Consider the following 19,174-nt stretch of genomic DNA (forward strand, 5'->3'; position numbering starts at 1 on the left):
CGGAGTCTCTGTGTTAGATCACCGCCGGTGTGGCATTGTAGAGGACGGGCCCCGCATAAGCAGGGCCCGCCTGGGTTCACGTATTTCAGGCTCTACTAGTCTCTCTCGGGTACGCCGCCGACGATGTGGCCGGCCCCTTCCTTGACGCCGTCTATTATGGGCTCGTACTCGTTGATCTTGTCTATCGAGAGGCCCATCGCGGCGTTGGTCTCGCGCTCGGCCATCACCTCGACGAGCACCGGAACCTGCTCGGACTCGCTGGTCTCTACGGCCCAGGCGAGCGCGTCCTGTATCTCGTCCGGGTTCTTCACGCGCCGCCCGATGGCTCCCGTCGCCTCCATGATCTTGACGTTGTCTATGCCGTACTCGCTGTCGGGGCCTTCGTAGCCGATATCCACGGCGTAGTTCATGTCGTAGTTAAGCTCGCTCTGGCGGATGAGCCCCATGTAGGCGTTGTTTATCATCACGATTACGTATGGCACCTTGTACTGGCAGGCGACCGCCAACTCCTCCATAAGAAACTGGAACGAGTAGTCGCCGACCACCGCGACGACCGTGCTCTCGGGGCGGCCGAGCTTCGCCCCGATGCAGGCCGGCACCTCCCAGCCCAAGGGGCCGGCCTGCCCGCAGCAGAGGTAGTGCTTGGGCTTGTAGGTCTTCTGGAACTGGCCGGAGAAGATCTGGTACAGCCCTATAGCCGTGACGAACGTCGTATCCTCGTCGAAGAACTCGTTCATCTCCTTGAACACCCGCTGGGGCTTTACCGGCACGTCGTCGAAGTCCATCTTCCTGAGCATCGTGGAGCGCAGCTCGCCGACGCGCTCGACCCACTCGCCGGGCTCCCGCTGGTCGGTCATGTCCTTGACCAGGGAGTTCATGGACTCCAGGGCGAACTTCGCGTCGGAGACTATGCCGAGGTCGGGGCGGAAGACGCGCCCGATCTGCTGGGGCTCGATGTCTATGTGGACGAACTTCCGCTCGCCCCGATACACGTCGAGGTCGCCGGTGTGGCGCTCGGCCCAGCGGTTCCCGACGCCGACCACGAGGTCGCTCTCTAGCAGGGCCTGGTTGGCGTAGCGCTGCTGGGTCTGGAGGCCGACGGTGCCGACGTGCAGCGCATGATCCTCGTTTATGACACCCTTACCCATGTAGGTAGGCGAGACGGGGACCTGCAGATACTCCGCGAGCTCCACGAGATCATCCGCCGCGTCCGAGATGTTCACGCCGCCGCCGGGCATCAGGATGGGACGCTCTGCGGCGAGGATCATCTCCAGCGCCTGCCGGATCGCGTTCGGGTTCGCCGCGGGCTTCTGAAAGCTAAGCCGCCCGCCGCGCTCGGGGTCGAAGTCCACCTCGATGTCGGACTTCTGCACGTCGAGCGGGAGGTCTATGAGAACAGGACCCGGCCTGCCTTCCTGGGCGATGCGGAACGCCTCGCGGAAGGTCCACACTAGCTGTGCGGGCTCCTTTACCTGCACGGCCCACTTGGTGACGGGCTTTGCGATCTCCACGATGTCCACGGCCTGGAAGGCTTCCTTGTGCAGCACGGTCGTCGGGGCCTGCCCGGTAATGCAGATCTGGGGTATGGAGTCGGCCTGGCAGGTGTAGAGGCCCGTGATCATGTTCGTACCAGCGGGCCCCGAGGTGCCAATGTTGATGCCGACCTTGCCCGTCACGCGGGTGTAGCCGTCGGCGGCGTGGGTGCCGCCCTCCTCGTGCCGGACGGAGTAGTGCCGTATCTCCCCGGAGGCGCTCATCGCCTTGTACAGCGGCAGTATCGCCGCCCCCGGCACCCCGAAGGCGACCTCCACCCCCTCGTCCTCCATCACCTTAACGACCGCGTCCATAACGTTCATCGTCGCCATGCGGCGTCTCCTTTCCCTTCCCCGTTTGCTATCCGGCTCCGGCTATCTGGCCTCGTGGCCGGAGAGGTCTTCTATGACCCGCAGCAGCGCGGAGTGGTCCTCCCCGCCCCAGCCCTTCTTTTTCATCGTCTGCAGCATCTGGTCCACGGCGGCCGTGTTCGGCAGCGAGATGCCGTACTCCCTCGCAGCCGCGAGCGCGATGCCGAGGTCCTTGTGATGAAGCTCGGAGCGGAAGCCGGGCGAGAAGTCGTGCGAGAGGAACTTCTCGCGCTTGACCTCCATCACCTTGTTACCAGCGAGCCCGCCGCCGAGCACGTCCAGGACCTTCTCCGGCGCGACCCCGCCCTTGGAGCCGAGCACGAGAGCCTCCGACACGGCCTCGATGGTCAGCGCCACGACGACCTGGTTCGCGGCCTTCACGACCTGTCCGGCCCCGGTCGGGCCGACGTGGTTCACGGTGCCGCCCATCACGTCGAACAGCGGCTTCGCGCGCTCGAAGTCGGACTCGGAGCCGCCGACCATGATGGAGAGCGTCCCCTGCTGCGCGCCGACGTCGCCACCGGAGACGGGGGCGTCGAGCATCGAAGCGCCGGCCTCCTGTATCTTCGCGGCCAGCTCCTCGGTAACGACGGGTGAGATCGTGGACATATCCACGACGAGCGCGCCTGACTCGATACCCGCCAGAATGCCACCCTCGTCTTCCACGACCTCTCTTACCTGCGGCGAGTCGGGGAGCATGGTGATGATTACGTCGCTCGCCCCGGCAACCTCCCGCGGGCTCGACGCGCCGGTGGCGCCGGCCTTCTCCAGCTCGTCCACCGCGCCCCGGCTCCGGTTGTAGACCGTAACGTCGTACCCGGCCTCGACCAGGTTGCGGGCCATGGGAGCGCCCATGATCCCGAGCCCGATAAACCCTATCTTCTCAGCCATCGAATCCTCCTCTTTACGCTTTCCGGTTGCCCCGCGGCGCGCGGGCTACAGGTTCAGATCCGCGACGCCGCCGCCCTTGGAGCGAACCCGCTCGGGCAGCCAGCCAAAGCTCTCCTCGGTCGTCTGCGTGGTCGGGTTGTACTCCAGGCCCACGTAGCCGTCGTAGCCGCTGGCCTCGATCTGCTCGAGCACGTAGGGGTAGCGGATCTCACCCGTCCCGGGCTCGCCCCGGCCCGGCGAGTCCGCGACCTGGATGTGGGCTATCTCGTCTATGTGCTCCCGGATGGTGGCAACCAGGTTCCCCTCCATCCGCTGCATGTGATACACGTCGTACTGCAGCTTCACGTTGTCCCGCCCGACGCTGTGCACGAACTCGGAGGCCTGATCCGTGGTGTACAAAAGATACGGCCCGTTCTCGAAGGTGTTTACCGCCTCGACCACGACCTCGAGCCCGCGCCCGGCGGCCTCGTCGGCGGCGAACTGTACGTTCTCCCGCGCCAGCGCGAGCTGCTCGGCGCGGTCCATGCCCGGTATCTCGTGGCCAGCAAGGACGTTCAACCTCCGGCTGCCGAGCCGCTCCGCGAGATCCAGCGCAACCGGCACGTTATCCCGGAACTGCTCCCTGCGCGACGGGTCGCTCACGAGCCCCCGCTCTCCGCCCGGCATGTCCCCGGCGTCGAAGTTGAACAGCGCAACCTCCAGCCCCGCATCCTTTATCGCACGCTCGACCTCGCCGAGATCCTCCCCTGAAGGCCACCAGAACTCGACCGCAGAGAAACCGGCCTCCGCAGCCCGCCCGAAACGCTCCAGAAGCGGAGCCTCTTTAAACAGTATCGAAACGTTGACACAAAACTTCATCTACCCACCCCCATGAGCCGAACATATTCCACAAAGCAAAATTACCAATCTCTGTTGCGGAATTTAGTATAGATCCGTGCGCCTCTCCGCGTCAAGTATCGTTTGACAGAAAATTTATTCCGTATATTGAAAGATATGTGGGGTGCTCCTCTGCGGGCTGTACTTGCAAGCGGCACGCCAGACGGGCGGGATCAGGGGCCGCAGAGCTGGCGGGTATTGTGCATACTGGGAGGCTGCTCTGGCCGGGTAAAGGGGTTGAGAAAGGGCGGGTTCTTGGAGCCAGCGGGAAGCAGAGACGGTGTCGTCGTCGGGGTGATCATGGGCAGCGCATCCGACTGGGAGACGATGCGCCACGCGGCGGATACGCTGGAGCGGTTCGGGGTCGGGCACGAGCGGCGGGTGATCTCGGCGCACCGGACGCCGGATCTCATGGCGTCCTACGCAAAGGAGGCCGAGGGGCGTGGGCTGGAGGCGATCATCGCCGGTGCCGGGGGTGCGGCCCACCTGCCGGGCATGGTCGCCGCCCACACTACCGTGCCCGTGCTCGGCGTGCCGGTCGAAAGCCGGGCGCTCTCGGGCGAGGACTCGCTCCTGTCCATCGTGCAGATGCCAGCCGGCGTTCCGGTAGGCACGCTCGCCATCGGGCGCTCCGGGGCCACCAACGCCGCCCTGCTCGCCGTCGCCATCCTCGCCAACAGCCGCCCGGAGCTGCGCGAAAGGCTACGGGAGTTCCGGGAAGAGCAGGCGCGGGAAACCCTGCAATCGGAGCTCTCGTGAGCGGGCCAGTGTTGCCCGGCGCGACGGTAGGGGTGCTCGGGAGCGGTCAGCTCGGACGCATGCTGGCGCTCGTCGCCCGGCGGATGGGCTACCGGGTACACGTGTACGCGCCGGGCTCGGACAGCCCGGCGGGGCAGGTGGCGGATCGGGAGTGGAACGCCGACTACGACGACCGGAGCTCCGTGGCGACTTTCGCCCGTGGCGTGGACGTGGTGACGCTGGAGTTCGAGAACGTCCCGGCGGCGACCGTGGAGGAGGTCTCGTCCGCCGTGCCGGTGAGGCCCGGCCAGAAGGCGCTCCGCACGGCGCAGAACCGGCTGCGGGAGAAGACCTTTCTGCACGCCGGTGGATACCCTACGGCACCTTTCCGGGAGGTTTCAGAGAGGTCGGCGCTAGAAGGGGCGCTGCGGGAGATCGGGGCTCCGGCGGTGCTCAAGACGGCGGGGTTCGGCTACGACGGCAAGGGGCAGGCGAGGCTCGACGCCGCGGAGGACGCGGATGAGGCCTGGGAGGCCGTGGGGGGAGAGGCGATCCTGGAGTCCCGGGTGGACTTCGAGCGGGAGATCTCGGTGGTCGCGGCTCGCGGGGTGGACGGCTCGTTCGCCCACCACGGGGCGGTGGAGAACGCGCACGACCGGCACATCCTGGACGTCACCGTCGCCCCGGCGGACGTGCCGCCGGAGGTAGAGCGGGAGGCAGTCGGGATAACGCGGAGCATCTTCGAGGCGTTGGATCTCGTCGGGACGGCTTGCGTGGAGTTCTTCCTGGCTCCCGGCGGGAAGCTGCTCGTGAACGAGATCGCGCCCCGCCCCCACAACTCGGGACACTGGACCATCGAGGGCGCGGTGACCTCACAGTTCGAGCAGCAGCTCCGGGCGGTCTGCGGGCTGCCGCTCGGGGGCACTGGGCAGGCGCGGCCCGCAGCGATGGCGAACCTGATCGGGGACCTCTGGTCCGGCGGCGAGCCGGACTGGGAGGCCGTGTGCTCCCTGCCGGAGGTGAAGCTGCACCTGTACGGGAAGGCGGAGGCCCGTCCGGTACGCAAGATGGGCCATCTCACCGCCGTCGCGGACACGGCGGAGGCGGCCGAGAATATGGTCCGGGAGGCGCGCGAGAGGCTAACCGCCTCCGCGTAGCACAGGGATCGGCAGAGAGCCTACCGCACGCCGGCCTCCCGCAGGAGCCCGGCGATGGCGTCGCAATCTCGCTGCTCGGCGTGCTGTAGCGGGGTAACGCCGTTGCCGTCGGCGAGGCTCACGTCGGCTCCGGCCCCGATCAGGAGCCGCACGACCTCGATGTGGGCCGGTCCGCAGTCCCCGAGGATTATGGCTTCGAGGAGGGCGGTCCAGCCGAGGTTGTTGACGTGATCCACCCTGGTATCCGTCTCTAGCAGCCGCTCGATGATCCCGGTGTACCCGCGCTCGGCGGCGCGGATCAGACCCGTCCCGTCGTAGCTGTCGAGGCTGTGTACGTCCGCGCCATTCGCCAGCGTCAGCTCCAGCAAGCGGGGATCGTCGCCGACCTCGGAGGTGGAGATGAGGTAGGCGCTCTGACGGGTCTCGTCCTTGACGTTCACGTCCGCACCGGCGTCTATTAGGATCTCTGCCACCTCGACGTGGTTTCCGTAGGCGGCGGCTATGAGGGGGGTTGCGCCGCTCTCGTCACGGGCGTGTACGTCCGCGCCACCCTCCAGAAGGGTCCGTACCTCGCGGCCCTCGCCGCTACCCGCAGCGGAGATCAAATCCATATCAGACTCCTCACTCGCTCTAGTACTGTCCGGCGCTCTGGCGGGCGCGGCTCCTCCCGCGCCGCCTCCGGCCGTGCGGGCGCTACCCTCCGGGCTCTCCGCAGCGGGAGCCGTCGTGCCGTCCGCGCCCGTACCTCCCGCCGTGGAGCCGGGGCCACAACCGGAGATCAACAACACGAGCCCCGCCACGACAGCCACGGCCACCATCAGCTTCGCCCGGAGCGGCTCCCTCCCGGTGTCACTGCGGGGGCTTTCGGGCCCCGCCCCGCGGTTACCCCGGTTACGCAGCTCCGGCCGCCAAACGTCCGGCTCCGGTCCGTGGCGGCGGCTCGGGGCCGCGATACAAAGGCGTGCGGACCATCCGACATGAGTCTTCTGGAGAGCTTTCCACGGGACCGGGCGGCTAGGTGGACAGGGTCTGGCTCAGACTTTCGGAGAACTCGCGGGCTATGCGCTTTATGAGCGGAATCAGCTCTTCTAGCCTGGTGTCGCCGAGACGCCCGACGGGGCCGGAGAGGCTTATGCCGGCGACTATGCTGCCGTCGGGGCCGAAGATTGGGGCGGCCAGGCAGCGCACGCCCTCCTCCATCTCCTCGGAGTCGAGGGCGTAGCCCTGCTCCCGGATGAGGTGCAGCTCTTCCTTGAGGGTGGCGGGATCGGTGATCGTGTACCGGGTAAACCTCGGCAGCTCGGTCTGGCGCAGGATCGAGTCCACCACGTGCGGGGGCTGGTAGGCGAGGAGCACCTTTCCGGTGCCGGATGAGTGGGGCGAGACCCGGTTGCCCGGCTCGGTAAACATCCGAACCATGCGCGGGGAGGGCGCCTGTTCGAGGTAGATCACGCTCGTCTTGTCCAGGGTGGCGAGGTTCGAGGACTCGCCGCTCGCCTCCATGAGCTCTCTCAGGAACGGCTGCGAGAAAGGCCCCAGCCGCTCGCGGGCCGAGGAGGCGAGGATCAGGGTCTTCACCCCCAGGGTGTACTTGCGGCCCCGGGGGTTCTGGCGGGCGTATCCCCGGTAGGTGAGCGTCGCCAACAGCCTGTGTACGGTGCCGTTGGCGAGCCCCGCCTCCTCGCCGATCTCGCTAACACCAAGCTCCTCGTCCGAGCGGCCAAGAACCTCCAGTATGTCCAGCGCCCGCTCCAGCGACTGAACCCCGCCCGGACGCTGCTCGGACAGGCCGTTATCCGTGGACTCCGACAAGTTAAGCCTTTCTCCCTGGATACTCTAGAACCACACTTCCGTACCTCGGAATATGCGAGAGGGATTATAACCGGGATCTCGTATAAAAGGTAAGAAAGCCTCCCCGGCCCGCGCTACGCTCCAGACTCCCCGGCGCTCAGGCGTGGTCGAAGACTATATCCTGGGCCCCTTCCCAGAGCGTCATCTGGCCGAGGGCGTACAGGTTCTCGTGGCCCTCGGTGAGCGTCAGCAGGTGGTTGCCCGCGAGGCGTCCCGCCTTGCTCTCGAAGATGGTGCCGTAGTAGGGGAACAGGATCTCGGTCTCGGAGACACCGCCGGGGTAGAACAGGATCTCACCCGCCTGCGGCGCGCTGGTCGCGTCTTCCACGCCAACCCCGAGGTCGTAGTCTCCCAGGGGTATCCAGCAAGACTCTCCGCTCCAGCGGACATGGATCAGCTTCTGGCGGTAGGGAAACAGCTTCTCGAACGCCTCGCAGGTCTTGGGTGATCTCTCCCGCTCCCAGCGGGCCAAAAACTCGTACGGTCCGGCGGTAATCTTTACGTCGCTCATTCGGCTAGGCTCCTTTCACTTTCTTTCGCCTTGTTCGTTCCTGTCCGGTTCCGGCCTTCTCCGTTCGGATCTCTCCGCGAACTCTACTCGCCGGAGACGGCTCTGGCTGTACGGCGCTCCGGCTTGACTAGCTCACCGATCGCATCCGACACCACCCTCCCTTCCCTGTAGACCGTGTTGCCGCGCACCAGCGTGCGCACCACTTCTCCGGTAAAGGCCCGCCCGACGTACGGGCTCATCTTGTGACGGTACAAGAGGTCCTCTTTATGCAGCGTCGAGATCCCGTCGAGATCCACGAGAGCGAGGTCGGCGTCGAGGCCGGCCTCCAGCGCCCCTTTCTCCGGGAACCCGAGCCGGGACGCCACCCCGCCGGAGAGCAGCCCGGAGATCTTCTGTAGCGAGACGCCGCGCCCGTGGTGACCCTCATCGAGCATGACGTTCATCAGGGACTGGCAGCCGGAGATGCCGCCCCAGGCCCGGAACATGTCGTCCCCGGCCTTCATGTGCGGCGGGCACGGGGAGTGATCCGAGGTCACGAACTCGACGTTCCCGGCGGAGATCTGGACCCACAGAGACTCCACCTCCTCCTGCGGGCGCAGCGGCGGGGCGCACTTCGTGACCGCCCCGAGCGCCTCGGCGTCCTCCTCCGTCAGGACCAGGTAGTGGGCGCAGGTCTCGCAGGTTACGTCCACCCCGCGCTCGCGGGCCTCCGCGACCAGGGCCACGCCGCGGCCGGTGCTCACGTGGACCACGTGCAGCGCGCACCCCGTCTCCCCGGCGAAGAGGATGGCGCGCTGTATCGCCTCCAGCTCGGCGACCACGGGCCGGGAGTCTAGGTAGTCGCGCATCGTGGTACGGAGCGTCGAGACCCGTCTCGCCGAGAGCTCGTCCGTGATCTGCTTGCTCTCCGCGTGGACGAGCACCGGCAGCCCGAGCGCGGCGGCCTTCTGCATGCCCTCGTATAGCGTAACATCGTCGGCCGTCTGGAAGTCCAGCGTACCCGAGGTCGACATAAAGGCCTTGAATCCAGCCACGCCTCTCTCCGCAAGCTCCTCCATATTTCCCAGGCTGCCGGGCATGAGTCCGCCGTAGAAGGCGAAGTCCGTAACGGCGGATGCCCGCGCCAGCGCGACCTTCTCCTCAAAAGCCTCCGCGTCGTTGGTGGGCGGATAGGCGTTTAGCGGCATCTCTACAAAGGAGGTCATGCCTCCGGCGGCCAGGGCGCTGGACCCCGTTTCTAGCCCCTCCCACTCCGTGCGCCCCGGCTCGTTGAAGTGGACGTGGGCGTCTATGACTCCCGGGAGGACGTGAAGGCCCCGGGCGTCCACCTCCTCGGAGGCCGTGTCCGCTATATCGGGCTCTACGGCGGCTATCTTGCCGTCGGCGACGGCGAGGTCGGCGGCCCTTTCTCCGCCGGGCTCTACCGCGGTGCCGCCGCGGATGATCAGGTCATAGCTGCTCATGCTATCGTCCCCCGCCTGTCGAGACTGATCTCTTACGACGCACTACTCGGTCCCCGCTCCAGCCGGGACACCATTAGAGTGAGCATCGGCGCGGTGCTCGCCCATCAGCTTCAGGAAGCGGCCGAGAACCTCTATGGCCACGCCGACGTCCCTCTTTCTCACGGACTCCGCGGGGTTGTGGCTTATACCCTCCTTGCACTGGATAAAGAGCATGGTGATCGGCGTGATCGTAGCCATCTGGGCCGCGTCGTGTCCCGCCCCGCTCGGGAGCGAGCGCACAGCGACTCCCGTCTGCTCGACGGCCTTTCCGAGGAGGTCGGTCAGCTCCGGGTCCGCCGGAACCGCCGGGGTCTCCTGGCGCACCTGCCAGCCGAAGTCGCAGCCCCGTGAGCGGGCTATCTCCCCGGCCCGGTGCTCGAAGTGATCCCGCAGGCTCTCGCGCACGGCGTCGTCGGCATGGCGCAGGTCCACCGAAAGCTCCGCCTCGCCCGGTATGACGTTCACCGCTCCGGGCAGAGCCGAGATCTCACCGACCGTGGCGACGGCTCCGGGCTGCACCTTGCAGGCGGTCTCGACCTCCAGCACGAACTCTGCCGCCGCGCACAGGGCGTCCCGGCGCGTCGACATCGGGACCGTTCCGGCGTGACCGGCCTCCCCGGCGAAGCTGACCCGGATGCGGCTCTGCCCCTGTATCCCGGTGACCACGCCGACCGGCAGATCTTCCTGCTCCAGCACCGGCCCCTGCTCTATGTGGAGCTCGCAGTAGCCGAGCAGGTCCTCGGTGCTCCGGCCATCCTTGTCCAGCGACTCCGGCTCGCCGCCGAAGTCCCGTACGGCGTCCCAGAGATTGGTGCCGGCGTGATCCTCCAGCTTCAGCCGCTGACGGTCGAAGGCTCCGGCGTAGACGGAACTGCCGAGAAACGTGGTCCCGAAGCGCAGCCCTTCCTCGTCGGCGAAGGCCGGTATCTCTATGGCGAACGGCAGCCGCTCGCCGCGGTTGTGGAGCTGCTGGACGCAGGCTATCGCGGTCAGGACGCCGAGCTGGCCGTCGTACTTGCCGGCGTCGCGCACGGTGTCGAGGTGGGAGCCGAGCAGCAGGGTCCCCTCTCCCTCGCCCTCGTAGCGACCGACGAGGTTGCGGATGGCGTCCTGGCGGACGCTCATCCCGGCGTCCTCCATCCAGCCGGAGACGATCTTGTTCACCTCCCGCATGGACTGCGAGCCGAACGGCCGGGTCAGGGCGTCGTCTTCCTCGCTGATGTTCGCGAGCAGGTCGCAACGCTCCATGACGGTGGTTGCCGTGTCTTTCATACTTTTACACCCTCCCCGTTCTTGAGGACATAGCGGCCAGGGTCACGCGCTCTAACGTACAGGGTAGAGGCTCCCCGGTGTGGTTAGCCCGTGAGTCGTATGGCCTGAGCCAGGACGACCAGCACGATAGAGACACCTATCCAAATCAGCATTAGCGGCCAGAAGAACCGGACCCATTTCTCCCAGGAGACACCGGCTATCACCAGAGCGGCCATAAAGTATCCAGAGGTCGGGTAGATGATGTTCGACAGCCCATCTCCCAGTTGGTAGGCTAGGATGGCCGATTGCCGGGTGACACCGATAATGTCGGATAGAGGCGCCATGATCGGCATTATAACGACGGCCTGACCGCTTCCAGAAGGGACGATCAGGTTGAAGGCGAGCTGGGCGAAGTACATGCCGACGATACCTAGTATCCCCGGGAGCAGGCCGACGGCAGCCCCGAGGCCGTTAACGACAGTGTCCAAGATCTGCCCTTCCTCCATCACCACGGCGACTGACCTCGCCACGCCCACGATGATCGCCCCCATGAGCACGTCCCGGAACCCCTGGTTAAACCCGTCGCAGATTTGTGTAAGAGTTAGCCCGGCGATCAGGCCGACCACGGCTCCCATTATGATGAATAGGCCGGACATCTCCAGAAAGAACCAGCCGAGGCCGAGAACACCATATACCAGTACTACGAAGAACGCGAGCGTGGCTAGCGCGGCGAGCTTTTGCCGGGTGGTCGCCCGGCTTTCTCCGACCTGATCCAACCCCCGATAGAGCTCTCTTTTCTCCCGGTCCTCTTCGTACACGAGGCTGTTTTCGGGATCTTCTTGGAGCCTTCTCGCGTAGCGCATGATGTACAGAAATCCAGCAGAGACGATAACCACGAATACGATAGCCCGGAACCACAGCCCGGACCACAGTGGGAGCCCGGAGATTTGCTGCGCCAGTCCCGTGTTGATCGGGTTCAGCACCCCGGCGGTAAAGCCGGTGGCGGTACCTATAAGGGCTATGGCAGCCGCGGTGATCGAATCGTACCCCAGGGCAATCAGCAGGGGCAGTAGTACCGGGATGTATACGAGGCTCAACTCCGGCGTGCCTATGAGGGTCGCTATTACCGCGAACACGGTTACCAGGACCGGGATCAGGATGATGCTCCTGTCGGCGAATACCCGGGTCAGCTTCTCGACGCCGAGCTCTATTATCCCCGTCCTCCTGAGCACCATAAACATGCCGCCGATGATGAAGGTGAAGAAAACGACCTCGGCAGCGTCTATTAAGCCTTCAGGGATGGCAAGTATGTAATCCTGGATGCCAGTAGGGTTCTGTTCGACTCGTTGGTAGGACTCCGGGTCGACGGTTTCCCGGCCTTCTGGGCCAGGGACCCTGTCGTAGGTACCGGCGGGCACGAAGTAGGTGGCTATGGCAGCCACCGTCATCAGGAGGAATAAGATGACGTAGATGTGCGGCAGTTGCCAGTTTCTTCTTTCTGCGCGTCTTTCCTCTGTCATACTCGTTTAATCCTCCCAGTAGGTTTACGCAGTTGATTTACTGCACATACACTTCTGTCCCTACTGTGCTAGCTCTCTCGGTAGATGTTGCGCTGGCATTGTCGGTAAATTCGTCTAATAAGGACTGCTCACATTCACCAGGATCTCGTCCGCGTGCGTCTCGGGCGAGACCTCCGGGTAGACTTTCTCCACCTTCGCTCCGCCGAGCAGGAAGGTTACGCGTCGGGCGACGCCACCCTCCTTGAGCACGCCGAGCTCCACCGCGGCCTCGCCGTTCTCGTCGGTCAGGAGCGGGAAGTTCAGGCCGTGCTTGTCGCGGAACTCCCGGTGCGACTCTGGCGAGTCCGTGGAGACGCCGTAGACCTGTATCCCCCGCCCCCGGTAATCCTCCATCCGGTCCCGGAAGGCGCAGGCCTCCTTGGTGCAGCCGGGCGAGTCGTCCTTGGGATAGAAGTAGAGGACGGTCGTCCCGGCTAGATCGGTGATGGCGAGCTCGCCGTCGTCCTCGGTGGTGAACCGGAGATCGGGTAGCTTCTGTCCCTCTTTTGGCAGGTTCTGTGGTAGCTCGGGCATGGGATCAGCTCCCCCTGTAGGTACTGTAGGAGTATGGCGAGGCGAGGAGTGGCACGTGGTAGTGAGCCTCCGCGTCGGCGATGCCGAATCGTACCGGTACCCGGTCCAGGAAGGGGGGCTCGGGGAGGTCGGGGGTCCCAGATGAGCCCGAAATCCCCGCGAAGTACCCGCCGACGGAGAACACGATCTCGTACACGCCGGTCTCGAACTCGGTCTGGGAGAGGAGAGGCTCGTCCGTGCGGCCGTCGCCGTTGGTGCGAACCGTCTTGATAACGCTCCGCTCTCCACTCTCCGTCAGCCTGGCGAGCTCTATCTCCAGGGCGGCGGCGGGGAGACCGTTCGCCGTGTCGAGGACGTGGGTGGTCAGAAATCCGCTCAAGACTCCCGCTCCACCCAGCCTTCTATGAGGCCGTAGGGCTCGGCGTCGGCGTGGAAGACCTCCTTGTCGTTCTCGATCCCGAACCTTTCCAGGTTGTAGAGGAGATGGTGGCGGTTCGGGAACGAGAAGTGGATGCGCTGTATCTCCGGAAACCTCTCCAGCACGGCCTTGCCCATCAGGTAGAGCGTGCCCTGCATCGAGGGGCTGTAGTGGTCGGTGAAGGTCGAGAGGATCTGCTCCTTGACCCCGCTCCAGGTATCCCCGAAGCTCGCGCTGGTGGTGTTGTACTCCCACTCTGCGGTTACGACGGTCGAGAGGATGCGGTCGTCGGTCTCGGGGAGCGTGGTGAACTGCTCGTGCAGGTAGCCTTCCCAGCCGGACTGCGTGGTCTTTAAGACCACCACGTCGTCTATTCCGGCCTTGACGCGGCGTGCGCCGCTCTCGTCGCCCTCGACGGTCGCGGTGCGGACCCCGGCGGCCCGGACGAAGGAGTGATCGTGCTCCCGGCCGTCCACCTTGATGCGCTCCCATAGGTGCTCGGTGAAGTCTATCCGGACCCCGGTCACCTTCGGACCGGCTTCGAGGAAATGGTCTATTAGCGCGAGTCCGAACTCCTCGATCTCACCCTTGAACCTGTCTTTGGAGAGGGCGTACACGGTGTTTCGCATCGTGTCGGTCGAGAGGAGGTCGGTGTTGTTGCCTTCGACGTGGGCGGCGTCGAAATCGCCCGAGAGCGCGACGTCTACCCGGACCTCGGACATCTCGTGCCGCTCGTTATCTCGGTTGACCTTCACGAGCCGCACGTCGGACTTGCCGTAGTTGTTCTGCCCGAGGACTATCCTCGTGCCGGTTGCCTGAGTCATTGCTCTTCTCCCTTCTCTGGCTCTTCCGCCTTAACCATCGAGTCCTCTACCGCGTTATCCAGCCTGAACCGGGTTATCTTGGCTATCTCTCGCAGCGCACTCTCCACCTCTTCTTCTTTAGTGTTATCCAGCCGCGACCGGGCGCTTTCGAGGATCGAATCTTTCGTGTGCGCCCTGACGAAGACGACCATCGGGAGCCCGAACTTCTCCCGGTATGCGTCGTTCATTTGCTTGAACGTCGCGTACTCCTCAGGCGTTAGCCGGTCCAGGCCGGCCGAGGACTGCTCGCTGGCGGACTCGGGCGTAAGCCCCCCGGCCATCGCGGCCTTCCCGGCGAGATCCGGATGGGCTTTTATTAGCTCGACCCGGCTCTCCTGCGGAGCACTCTGGACGGCGCTCTCGAATGCCTCGTGCATCCCGTCCGCGCTACCGAAGGGCCGCTCCTCTGCGGCGGCCTCGGCGACCCAGGGCGAGTGCTCGTACAGAGAGCCGAACCTCGCCACGAACTCCTCCCGGCCCATCCCGTTTACCTCGTCTAGCGTAATCTTCGCCATCCTGCTCCCGTCCGACTTCCGACTTCTTTTTAGCTTCTAGGCCCCTCCTGGTCTCGCTAGCTCCGCGATCCGATCCGGAGGTCGGTGATCATATCCTGCAGCCGGTAGGCTGCTATCTCCATCACCTCGACTATGGAGATCGTGATCTCCTGCCCCCTGCTGTGCTTGAGCCTGGACTTTGCGTCGTCGAGCAGGGTCTCCTTGGTGTGGTCCCGGATGGCTACCACGAGCGGGAAGCCGAACTTCTCCTCGTATGCCGCGTTCGCCTTCCGGAACTCCTCTTCCTCCTCCTCGGTCATGGAGGTCAGGCCGACCCAGCGGCGTTCCTGGACCGAGAGGCTCGACAGCCCGCCTTCATCGCCACCGAGCGGCGTGTAGGAGCGCAGCAGCTCGACCTGATCCTCTTCCGAGGCCCCGTACACGGATATCTGGAAGGCGTGGCGCAGGTCGTGGATGTTTGAGAAGGGATGATCCTCGTCGTAGGCTCCTTCGGGGACCCAGCGCACGCCCTGGAATAGCGGGGCGAACCTGTCGGCGAACTGCTCCCGGTCGAGCCCGTTGGCGTCCATCACCGTCAGACTCTCCTCAAAGTCCGCGAAGTTCTCGCCGTAATCTCCCATGTCCTGGCTCTGCCGGCCCAGGAGGTTGAACACCACGTTTAGCAGTATGGCGGCGAGGCTCGCAGCGATGATGCCGCTGTCGAGGAACACCCTGGCCCGCTCGGGGAAGCCGCTGTAGAACTCCGGAGAGACGGCGGGTATGAGCCCGAAGGCGATGCTAACGGCGACGATGATCAGGTTCCGGGTCTCGGCGAGATCCACCCTGCCGAGCGTCTGGATACCGGCCGCCGCGACGGTCCCGAACAGCACGATGCCGGCGCCGCCGAGCACGGGCAGCGGGATGGAGGCCACGATGGCGCCCAGCTTGGGCAGGAGCCCGAGCAGTATGAGAATACCGCCACCCGCGGCGACCACGAACCGGCTCTTGACGCCGGTGAACCTTACAAGACCGACGTTCTGCGCGAAAGCACTGAAGGGGAAGACGCCGAACACCCCGGCGACGGCCGACGAGATCCCGTCCGCCCTCAGCCCGCGCGCCACGTCCTCGGGCTCGGTCTCCCGTTCCGTGATCTCACCGATTGCCAGGATGTCCGCGGTTGTCTCGACCATTACGGTCACCATAACCAGCGTCATCGTAATTATAGGCACCAGCCGGAACTCCGGGAACCCGAAGTTGAAGGGGATGGGTATCCCGACCCACGCCGAGTCGGCCACACCGCCGAAGCTTGCCACCCCGAGCACGGCGGTGACTACCAACCCGGCAACGAGCCCGATCAGGATCGCTATCCGGCCCAGGTAGCCGCTTGAGAGACGGGTGATGGCGAGTATCAGGATCAGCACCCCGAACGCGATCGCGACGTTCGAGAGGCTGCCGAAGCTATCCGCCTCGGGGTCTCCGCCGCCGGCCCAGTTTATGGCCACGGGCAGCAGCGAGGCCCCGATAATCGTTATAACGGCGCCGTTCACCACCGGCGGGAAGAGCCTGCGGAGCTGACTGAAGAACGGAGCGGCCAGAACGGTCAAGAGCCCGGCCACGATGATCGAGCCGAACACCGCCTGCAGCCCGTACGTTTGACCAATGAGGATCATTGGCGTCACGGAGGCGAAGGTCGTCCCCTGCACTATCGGGAGCCTGACCCCGAACTTCCAGAAGCCGATGGCCTGGATGAAGGTCGCGACCCCGCACATGAAGAAGCTTATGTTGATGATGTAGACGAGCGACTCCTGCGGAAGATCCAGAGCCGTCGCCACGATGAGCGGCACCGCGACGATCCCCGCGTACATCGCCAGCACGTGCTGCAGCCCGTAGGCCGCCATCTTCCCCGCGGGCAACACCTCGTCTACGGGATGCGTCCTCTGGTCGTTGCGTGTCTCCTCGTTTACCGACTCCGCCATCTCACTCCTTTCCCCTTAACCCTCGTGCGGCCCTTCACCCGACTCTCCCGGACATAGGCCACGTAATCGCCGGAGCTCCCCCAAAACCGCTCCACCTTAGCGCCTCGGGCCACCCATATTCCACCTATATTTCACGAAGCGACATCAACGTACTACAATGCAGAAGACAATGTCAACAGGCCGCCAGGAGAAAAGTTCGGCGGGTTTGCGGGGTTGGGGTATGGGCAGCAGCCACGTAGGAGCCTCGCCAAGGGCCATATAAGTCTAACCCTGGGGGCTCACACTCGTCTATTTTGGCGGGGCCGCGCAGCGAGTGCGGCTTACCTTCCGCCACCGTGCCGTACAGCGTGAAGCGATAGCAGAGCGGACAAGCACGAGTGCGTGTTTTCGGTGAGTGGCGACCCCTCTGCTCCGTCCAAGGTGCTGGATTCAGTCCAAACCATACTTCCCTACACTTCTACGCGCTTCACGGGCAACTCTTCGCTGATCAGTAGGGAAAGCGGGGAAGGGAGCCCGGCGAACCTTTGGGATGATAGGTGGGGAAAGGGAAAGGAGAAGTCGCCGGGCTATGAGTAGAAGATAACCCATCTCTCTGCATCGTTAAAGCGGCTCCGGCGGAGTTTTGTTAACCGGACCACTTTCTGCTCAGCAAGTGTCCCGCAGCTTTCCTTCTCCGAGCCGGGATTAGGGGTGAAGCCCGTTTCCCTGGCTCATCTCCTTGAACGTGCCTACATCTAGTGGTTCAAACGCCTGCTCGGCGGGCATCTTCTTCGGGCGGGCGTTGCCCTTTTCGTGCTCTCTGATTCTCTTTGCTTCCTCGGGGCTCATGCCACCGTACTGCCTTTTCCAGCAGTGGAAAGCGGTCTCGAAGACGCCGAGCTGGCGGGTCACCTCCGGGACGGTCGATCCGGAGGTCAACTTGCCTTCCGCTTCCCGTAAATGTCGGATGATCTTACGCGGGCTGTGGTCCTTTCCCGTATGGAGCCCTTTCGCTTATTGTGGGCGTCTGGACTCCCATGCTATCTAGACTACCCGTAAAGGGTTGGGGAACCTCCGCCGGCGGGGGCGTACCAGGGTGACAGGGCGCTTGCCTTATTCTGGCCGGGTCATCTGCTACGTTGGTATCGTTGCGGTGGGCGAGCCATCCTGTACGCGGTGGCGTCTACTGCCCAGGTAGTGGTGCATCGAATGTAGAGGAGATCCGGTGAGCATCGAGGAGTTTGAGCGTTACCCGCTTCTGTTTGGACCGTCGCCCGTACACCCTCTGGAGCGGCTAACCGGCCACCTTGGAGGTGCCCGGCTCTGGGCGAAGCGCGAGGACTGCAACTCGGGGCTGGCTTACGGCGGCAACAAGACGCGCAAGCTCGAGTATCTGGCCGCCGACGCACTCTCCAGCGGCTGTGACACGCTCGTCTCCATCGGCGGTGTGCAGTCCAACCACACCCGCCAGGTGGCCGCAGTGGCGGCGCGATTGGGGCTGCACTGCGTGCTGGTGCAGGAGAGCTGGGTAGAGTGGCCCGACGCCGTCTACGACAAGGTTGGCAACATCCTGCTCAGCCGGATGGTCGGCGCCGACGTGCGGCTGATCAAGGCGGAGTTCGGCATCGGGTTCAAGGAGAGCTGGGAGGCGGCCCTGGCAGAGGTCGAGGCCTCGGGCGGAAAGCCCTACCCAATACCGGCGGGGGCCTCGGATCACGAGCTCGGCGGGCTGGGGTTCGCCAACTGGGCCTACGAACTCGAAGCTCAGGAGGAGCTGGGCGTCTTCTTCGACACCATAATCGTGTGCTCGGTGACCGGCAGCACGCAGGCGGGCATGGTCGCCGGGTTCGCCGCTCTACGAGAGGCGGGAGGCCGCAGCCGCCGGGTGATAGGCATCGACGGCTCTGCAAAGCCCCTGCAGACAAAGGAGCAGATAACCCGCATCGCCGCGAATACCGCCCGAAAGATCGGGGTCGAGCACGAGCCCGGGACGGACGAGGTCATCCTCGACGACAGGTACCATGCGGGCACCTACGGCATACCAGACGAGACGACGGTGGAGGCGATGCGCCTCGCGGCCCGCACGGAGGGCATGATCACGGACCCCGTATACGAAGGGAAGTCCATGGCGGCAATGATCGACCTGGTCAGCCGCGGCGAGATATCCTCCGACTCCAACGTTCTGTACGCCCATCTTGGAGGACAACCGGCTCTGAACGGCTATAGTACGCTGTTCTCCTGAGGCGGGGACAGCCTCGACAAGGCAGTTTGGGCGGCACGTGAGCGGGCACCACTTCAACCCGGTCTACCTGCTACCGCTGGTCGAGGTGGTGGGCGGCGAAAGGACCTCAACAGAGGCTATCGAGCGGGCGCTCGGCTTCTACCGGCGAATCGGCATGCGGCCGCTTCACGTAAAACAGGAGATCGAAGGCTATCTCTCCGACAGGCTGCAAGAGGCCCTCTGGCGCGAGAACCTGCATCTGGCCGCGGAGAGCGTGGCGACCACCGAGGAGCTAGACAACGCCATAGTCTACGGTCCGGGCCTTAGGTGGGCGCTGATGGGCGTAAACCTCACCTTCCACATGGCCGGAGGCGAGGAGGGCATGTACGACGCGGATAATGAACGGCTGCTCTCTACCGGCGAGTACATGCTGATGAACGCGGACGCCT

The 19,174-nt window shown here is 64.7% G+C and carries 18 protein-coding genes and 1 pseudogene; 4 read left to right on the forward strand and 15 right to left on the reverse strand.

Features of this window, described 5'->3' with window-relative positions:
* Positions 1-95: 95 nt before the first annotated feature.
* The 3 genes from gcl to ABD53_RS02860 are packed head-to-tail and all read right to left on the reverse strand — an operon-like array spanning position 96 to position 3,653.
* Positions 96-1,865 (reverse strand): glyoxylate carboligase, encoded by a 1,770-nt coding sequence (gcl, locus tag ABD53_RS02850; protein ID WP_047864250.1) that lies wholly within the window; start codon positions 1,863-1,865, stop codon positions 96-98.
* A 42-nt stretch (positions 1,866-1,907) separates the two neighbouring features.
* Positions 1,908-2,795, reverse strand: a complete 888-nt coding sequence (locus ABD53_RS02855; RefSeq protein ID WP_047864251.1) for a 2-hydroxy-3-oxopropionate reductase — start codon at positions 2,793-2,795, stop codon at positions 1,908-1,910.
* Between the two features lie 45 nt (positions 2,796-2,840).
* Positions 2,841-3,653, reverse strand: a complete 813-nt coding sequence (locus tag ABD53_RS02860; RefSeq protein WP_047864252.1) for a hydroxypyruvate isomerase family protein — start codon at positions 3,651-3,653, stop codon at positions 2,841-2,843.
* 318 nt (positions 3,654-3,971) lie between these two features.
* Here ABD53_RS02860 and purE point away from each other — a divergent pair, with 318 nt between their 5' ends.
* Together purE and ABD53_RS02870 are read left to right on the forward strand one after the other, a co-directional pair.
* Positions 3,972-4,430: a 5-(carboxyamino)imidazole ribonucleotide mutase gene (purE, locus tag ABD53_RS02865; RefSeq protein WP_047864431.1), complete on the forward strand. Its 459-nt coding sequence runs from the start codon at positions 3,972-3,974 to the stop codon at positions 4,428-4,430.
* Entirely contained in the window at positions 4,427-5,566 is a 1,140-nt protein-coding gene (locus ABD53_RS02870; protein WP_047864253.1) for a 5-(carboxyamino)imidazole ribonucleotide synthase, read from the forward strand. The genes purE and ABD53_RS02870 overlap by 4 nt, the downstream gene beginning before the upstream one ends.
* 20 nt (positions 5,567-5,586) lie before the next feature.
* Here the strand turns inward: ABD53_RS02870 and ABD53_RS02875 are convergent, their stop codons facing one another.
* The 12 genes from ABD53_RS02875 to ABD53_RS02930 all read right to left on the reverse strand — a co-directional run bounded on the left by ABD53_RS02875 (position 5,587) and on the right by ABD53_RS02930 (position 17,476).
* A complete protein-coding gene (locus tag ABD53_RS02875; RefSeq protein ID WP_084709224.1) occupies positions 5,587-6,384 on the reverse strand; it encodes an ankyrin repeat domain-containing protein in 798 nt (265 codons plus the stop codon).
* Positions 6,385-6,580: 196 nt separating this feature from the next.
* The gene (locus tag ABD53_RS02880) at positions 6,581-7,378 is read right to left on the reverse strand and encodes an IclR family transcriptional regulator (RefSeq protein WP_047864255.1); all 798 of its coding nucleotides are present in this window, start codon (positions 7,376-7,378) and stop codon (positions 6,581-6,583) included.
* 136 nt (positions 7,379-7,514) lie between these two features.
* Positions 7,515-7,928, reverse strand: a complete 414-nt coding sequence (locus ABD53_RS02885; protein WP_047864256.1) for a DUF3830 family protein — start codon at positions 7,926-7,928, stop codon at positions 7,515-7,517.
* 83 nt (positions 7,929-8,011) lie between these two features.
* A complete protein-coding gene (gene allB, locus ABD53_RS02890; protein ID WP_047864257.1) occupies positions 8,012-9,391 on the reverse strand; it encodes an allantoinase AllB in 1,380 nt (459 codons plus the stop codon).
* A 42-nt stretch (positions 9,392-9,433) separates the two neighbouring features.
* Positions 9,434-10,702, reverse strand: a complete 1,269-nt coding sequence (locus ABD53_RS02895) for an allantoate amidohydrolase (RefSeq protein ID WP_047864258.1) — start codon at positions 10,700-10,702, stop codon at positions 9,434-9,436.
* An 83-nt stretch (positions 10,703-10,785) separates the two neighbouring features.
* Complete coding sequence (locus ABD53_RS02900; protein WP_047864259.1) at positions 10,786-12,201, reverse strand: YfcC family protein; 1,416 nt, start codon at positions 12,199-12,201, stop codon at positions 10,786-10,788.
* A 114-nt stretch (positions 12,202-12,315) separates the two neighbouring features.
* The gene (locus tag ABD53_RS02905; RefSeq protein ID WP_053057604.1) at positions 12,316-12,774 is read right to left on the reverse strand and encodes a peroxiredoxin; all 459 of its coding nucleotides are present in this window, start codon (positions 12,772-12,774) and stop codon (positions 12,316-12,318) included.
* Between the two features lie 4 nt (positions 12,775-12,778).
* Positions 12,779-13,153, reverse strand: a complete 375-nt coding sequence (gene uraH, locus ABD53_RS02910) for a hydroxyisourate hydrolase (protein WP_047864260.1) — start codon at positions 13,151-13,153, stop codon at positions 12,779-12,781.
* Positions 13,150-14,016 carry a factor-independent urate hydroxylase gene (gene pucL, locus ABD53_RS02915; protein ID WP_047864261.1) on the reverse strand — a complete coding sequence of 289 codons (867 nt, stop codon included), beginning with the start codon at positions 14,014-14,016 and terminating at the stop codon, positions 13,150-13,152. Before pucL ends, uraH begins: the two co-directional genes overlap by 4 nt.
* On the reverse strand, positions 14,013-14,570 hold the full coding sequence (gene uraD, locus ABD53_RS02920) for a 2-oxo-4-hydroxy-4-carboxy-5-ureidoimidazoline decarboxylase (protein ID WP_047864262.1): 558 nt from the start codon (positions 14,568-14,570) through the stop codon (positions 14,013-14,015). Before uraD (ABD53_RS02920) ends, pucL begins: the two co-directional genes overlap by 4 nt.
* Positions 14,571-14,626: 56 nt before the next feature.
* Positions 14,627-16,525 carry a 2-oxo-4-hydroxy-4-carboxy-5-ureidoimidazoline decarboxylase gene (uraD, locus tag ABD53_RS02925; RefSeq protein ID WP_047864263.1) on the reverse strand — a complete coding sequence of 633 codons (1,899 nt, stop codon included), beginning with the start codon at positions 16,523-16,525 and terminating at the stop codon, positions 14,627-14,629.
* 684 nt (positions 16,526-17,209) lie between these two features.
* Positions 17,210-17,476: a transposase gene (locus ABD53_RS02930; protein WP_047864264.1), complete on the reverse strand. Its 267-nt coding sequence runs from the start codon at positions 17,474-17,476 to the stop codon at positions 17,210-17,212.
* A 253-nt stretch (positions 17,477-17,729) separates the two neighbouring features.
* Here ABD53_RS02930 and ABD53_RS02935 point away from each other — a divergent pair, with 253 nt between their 5' ends.
* Together ABD53_RS02935 and ABD53_RS17880 are read left to right on the forward strand one after the other, a co-directional pair.
* Positions 17,730-18,746, forward strand: coding sequence for a 1-aminocyclopropane-1-carboxylate deaminase (locus tag ABD53_RS02935; protein WP_047864265.1), 1,017 nt, complete (start codon positions 17,730-17,732; stop codon positions 18,744-18,746).
* Between the two features lie 10 nt (positions 18,747-18,756).
* Positions 18,757-19,110: pseudogene (locus tag ABD53_RS17880) on the forward strand (3-hydroxyacyl-CoA dehydrogenase NAD-binding domain-containing protein); the annotation flags it as partial.
* Positions 19,111-19,174 lie beyond the last annotated feature (64 nt).

This window comes from Rubrobacter aplysinae, from assembly GCF_001029505.1.
GTDB classification, from domain to species: Bacteria; Actinomycetota; Rubrobacteria; order Rubrobacterales; family Rubrobacteraceae; genus Rubrobacter_A; species Rubrobacter_A aplysinae.

Excerpts from the sequence above, each read along its gene's own strand:
- gcl (WP_047864250.1), bottom strand. The coding sequence starts at position 1,865 with ATGGCGACGATGAACGTTATGGACGCGGTCGTTAAGGTGATGGAGGAC.
- ABD53_RS02855 (WP_047864251.1), bottom strand. The coding sequence starts at position 2,795 with ATGGCTGAGAAGATAGGGTTTATCGGGCTCGGGATCATGGGCGCTCCC.
- ABD53_RS02860 (WP_047864252.1), bottom strand. The coding sequence starts at position 3,653 with ATGAAGTTTTGTGTCAACGTTTCGATACTGTTTAAAGAGGCTCCGCTT.
- purE (WP_047864431.1), top strand. The coding sequence starts at position 3,972 with ATGGGCAGCGCATCCGACTGGGAGACGATGCGCCACGCGGCGGATACG.
- ABD53_RS02875 (WP_084709224.1), bottom strand. The coding sequence starts at position 6,384 with ATGGTGGCCGTGGCTGTCGTGGCGGGGCTCGTGTTGTTGATCTCCGGT.
- ABD53_RS02885 (WP_047864256.1), bottom strand. The coding sequence starts at position 7,928 with ATGAGCGACGTAAAGATTACCGCCGGACCGTACGAGTTTTTGGCCCGC.
- allB (WP_047864257.1), bottom strand. The coding sequence starts at position 9,391 with ATGAGCAGCTATGACCTGATCATCCGCGGCGGCACCGCGGTAGAGCCC.
- ABD53_RS02895 (WP_047864258.1), bottom strand. The coding sequence starts at position 10,702 with ATGAAAGACACGGCAACCACCGTCATGGAGCGTTGCGACCTGCTCGCG.
- ABD53_RS02900 (WP_047864259.1), bottom strand. The coding sequence starts at position 12,201 with ATGACAGAGGAAAGACGCGCAGAAAGAAGAAACTGGCAACTGCCGCAC.
- ABD53_RS02905 (WP_053057604.1), bottom strand. The coding sequence starts at position 12,774 with ATGCCCGAGCTACCACAGAACCTGCCAAAAGAGGGACAGAAGCTACCC.
- pucL (WP_047864261.1), bottom strand. The coding sequence starts at position 14,016 with ATGACTCAGGCAACCGGCACGAGGATAGTCCTCGGGCAGAACAACTAC.
- uraD (WP_047864262.1), bottom strand. The coding sequence starts at position 14,570 with ATGGCGAAGATTACGCTAGACGAGGTAAACGGGATGGGCCGGGAGGAG.
- uraD (WP_047864263.1), bottom strand. The coding sequence starts at position 16,525 with ATGGCGGAGTCGGTAAACGAGGAGACACGCAACGACCAGAGGACGCAT.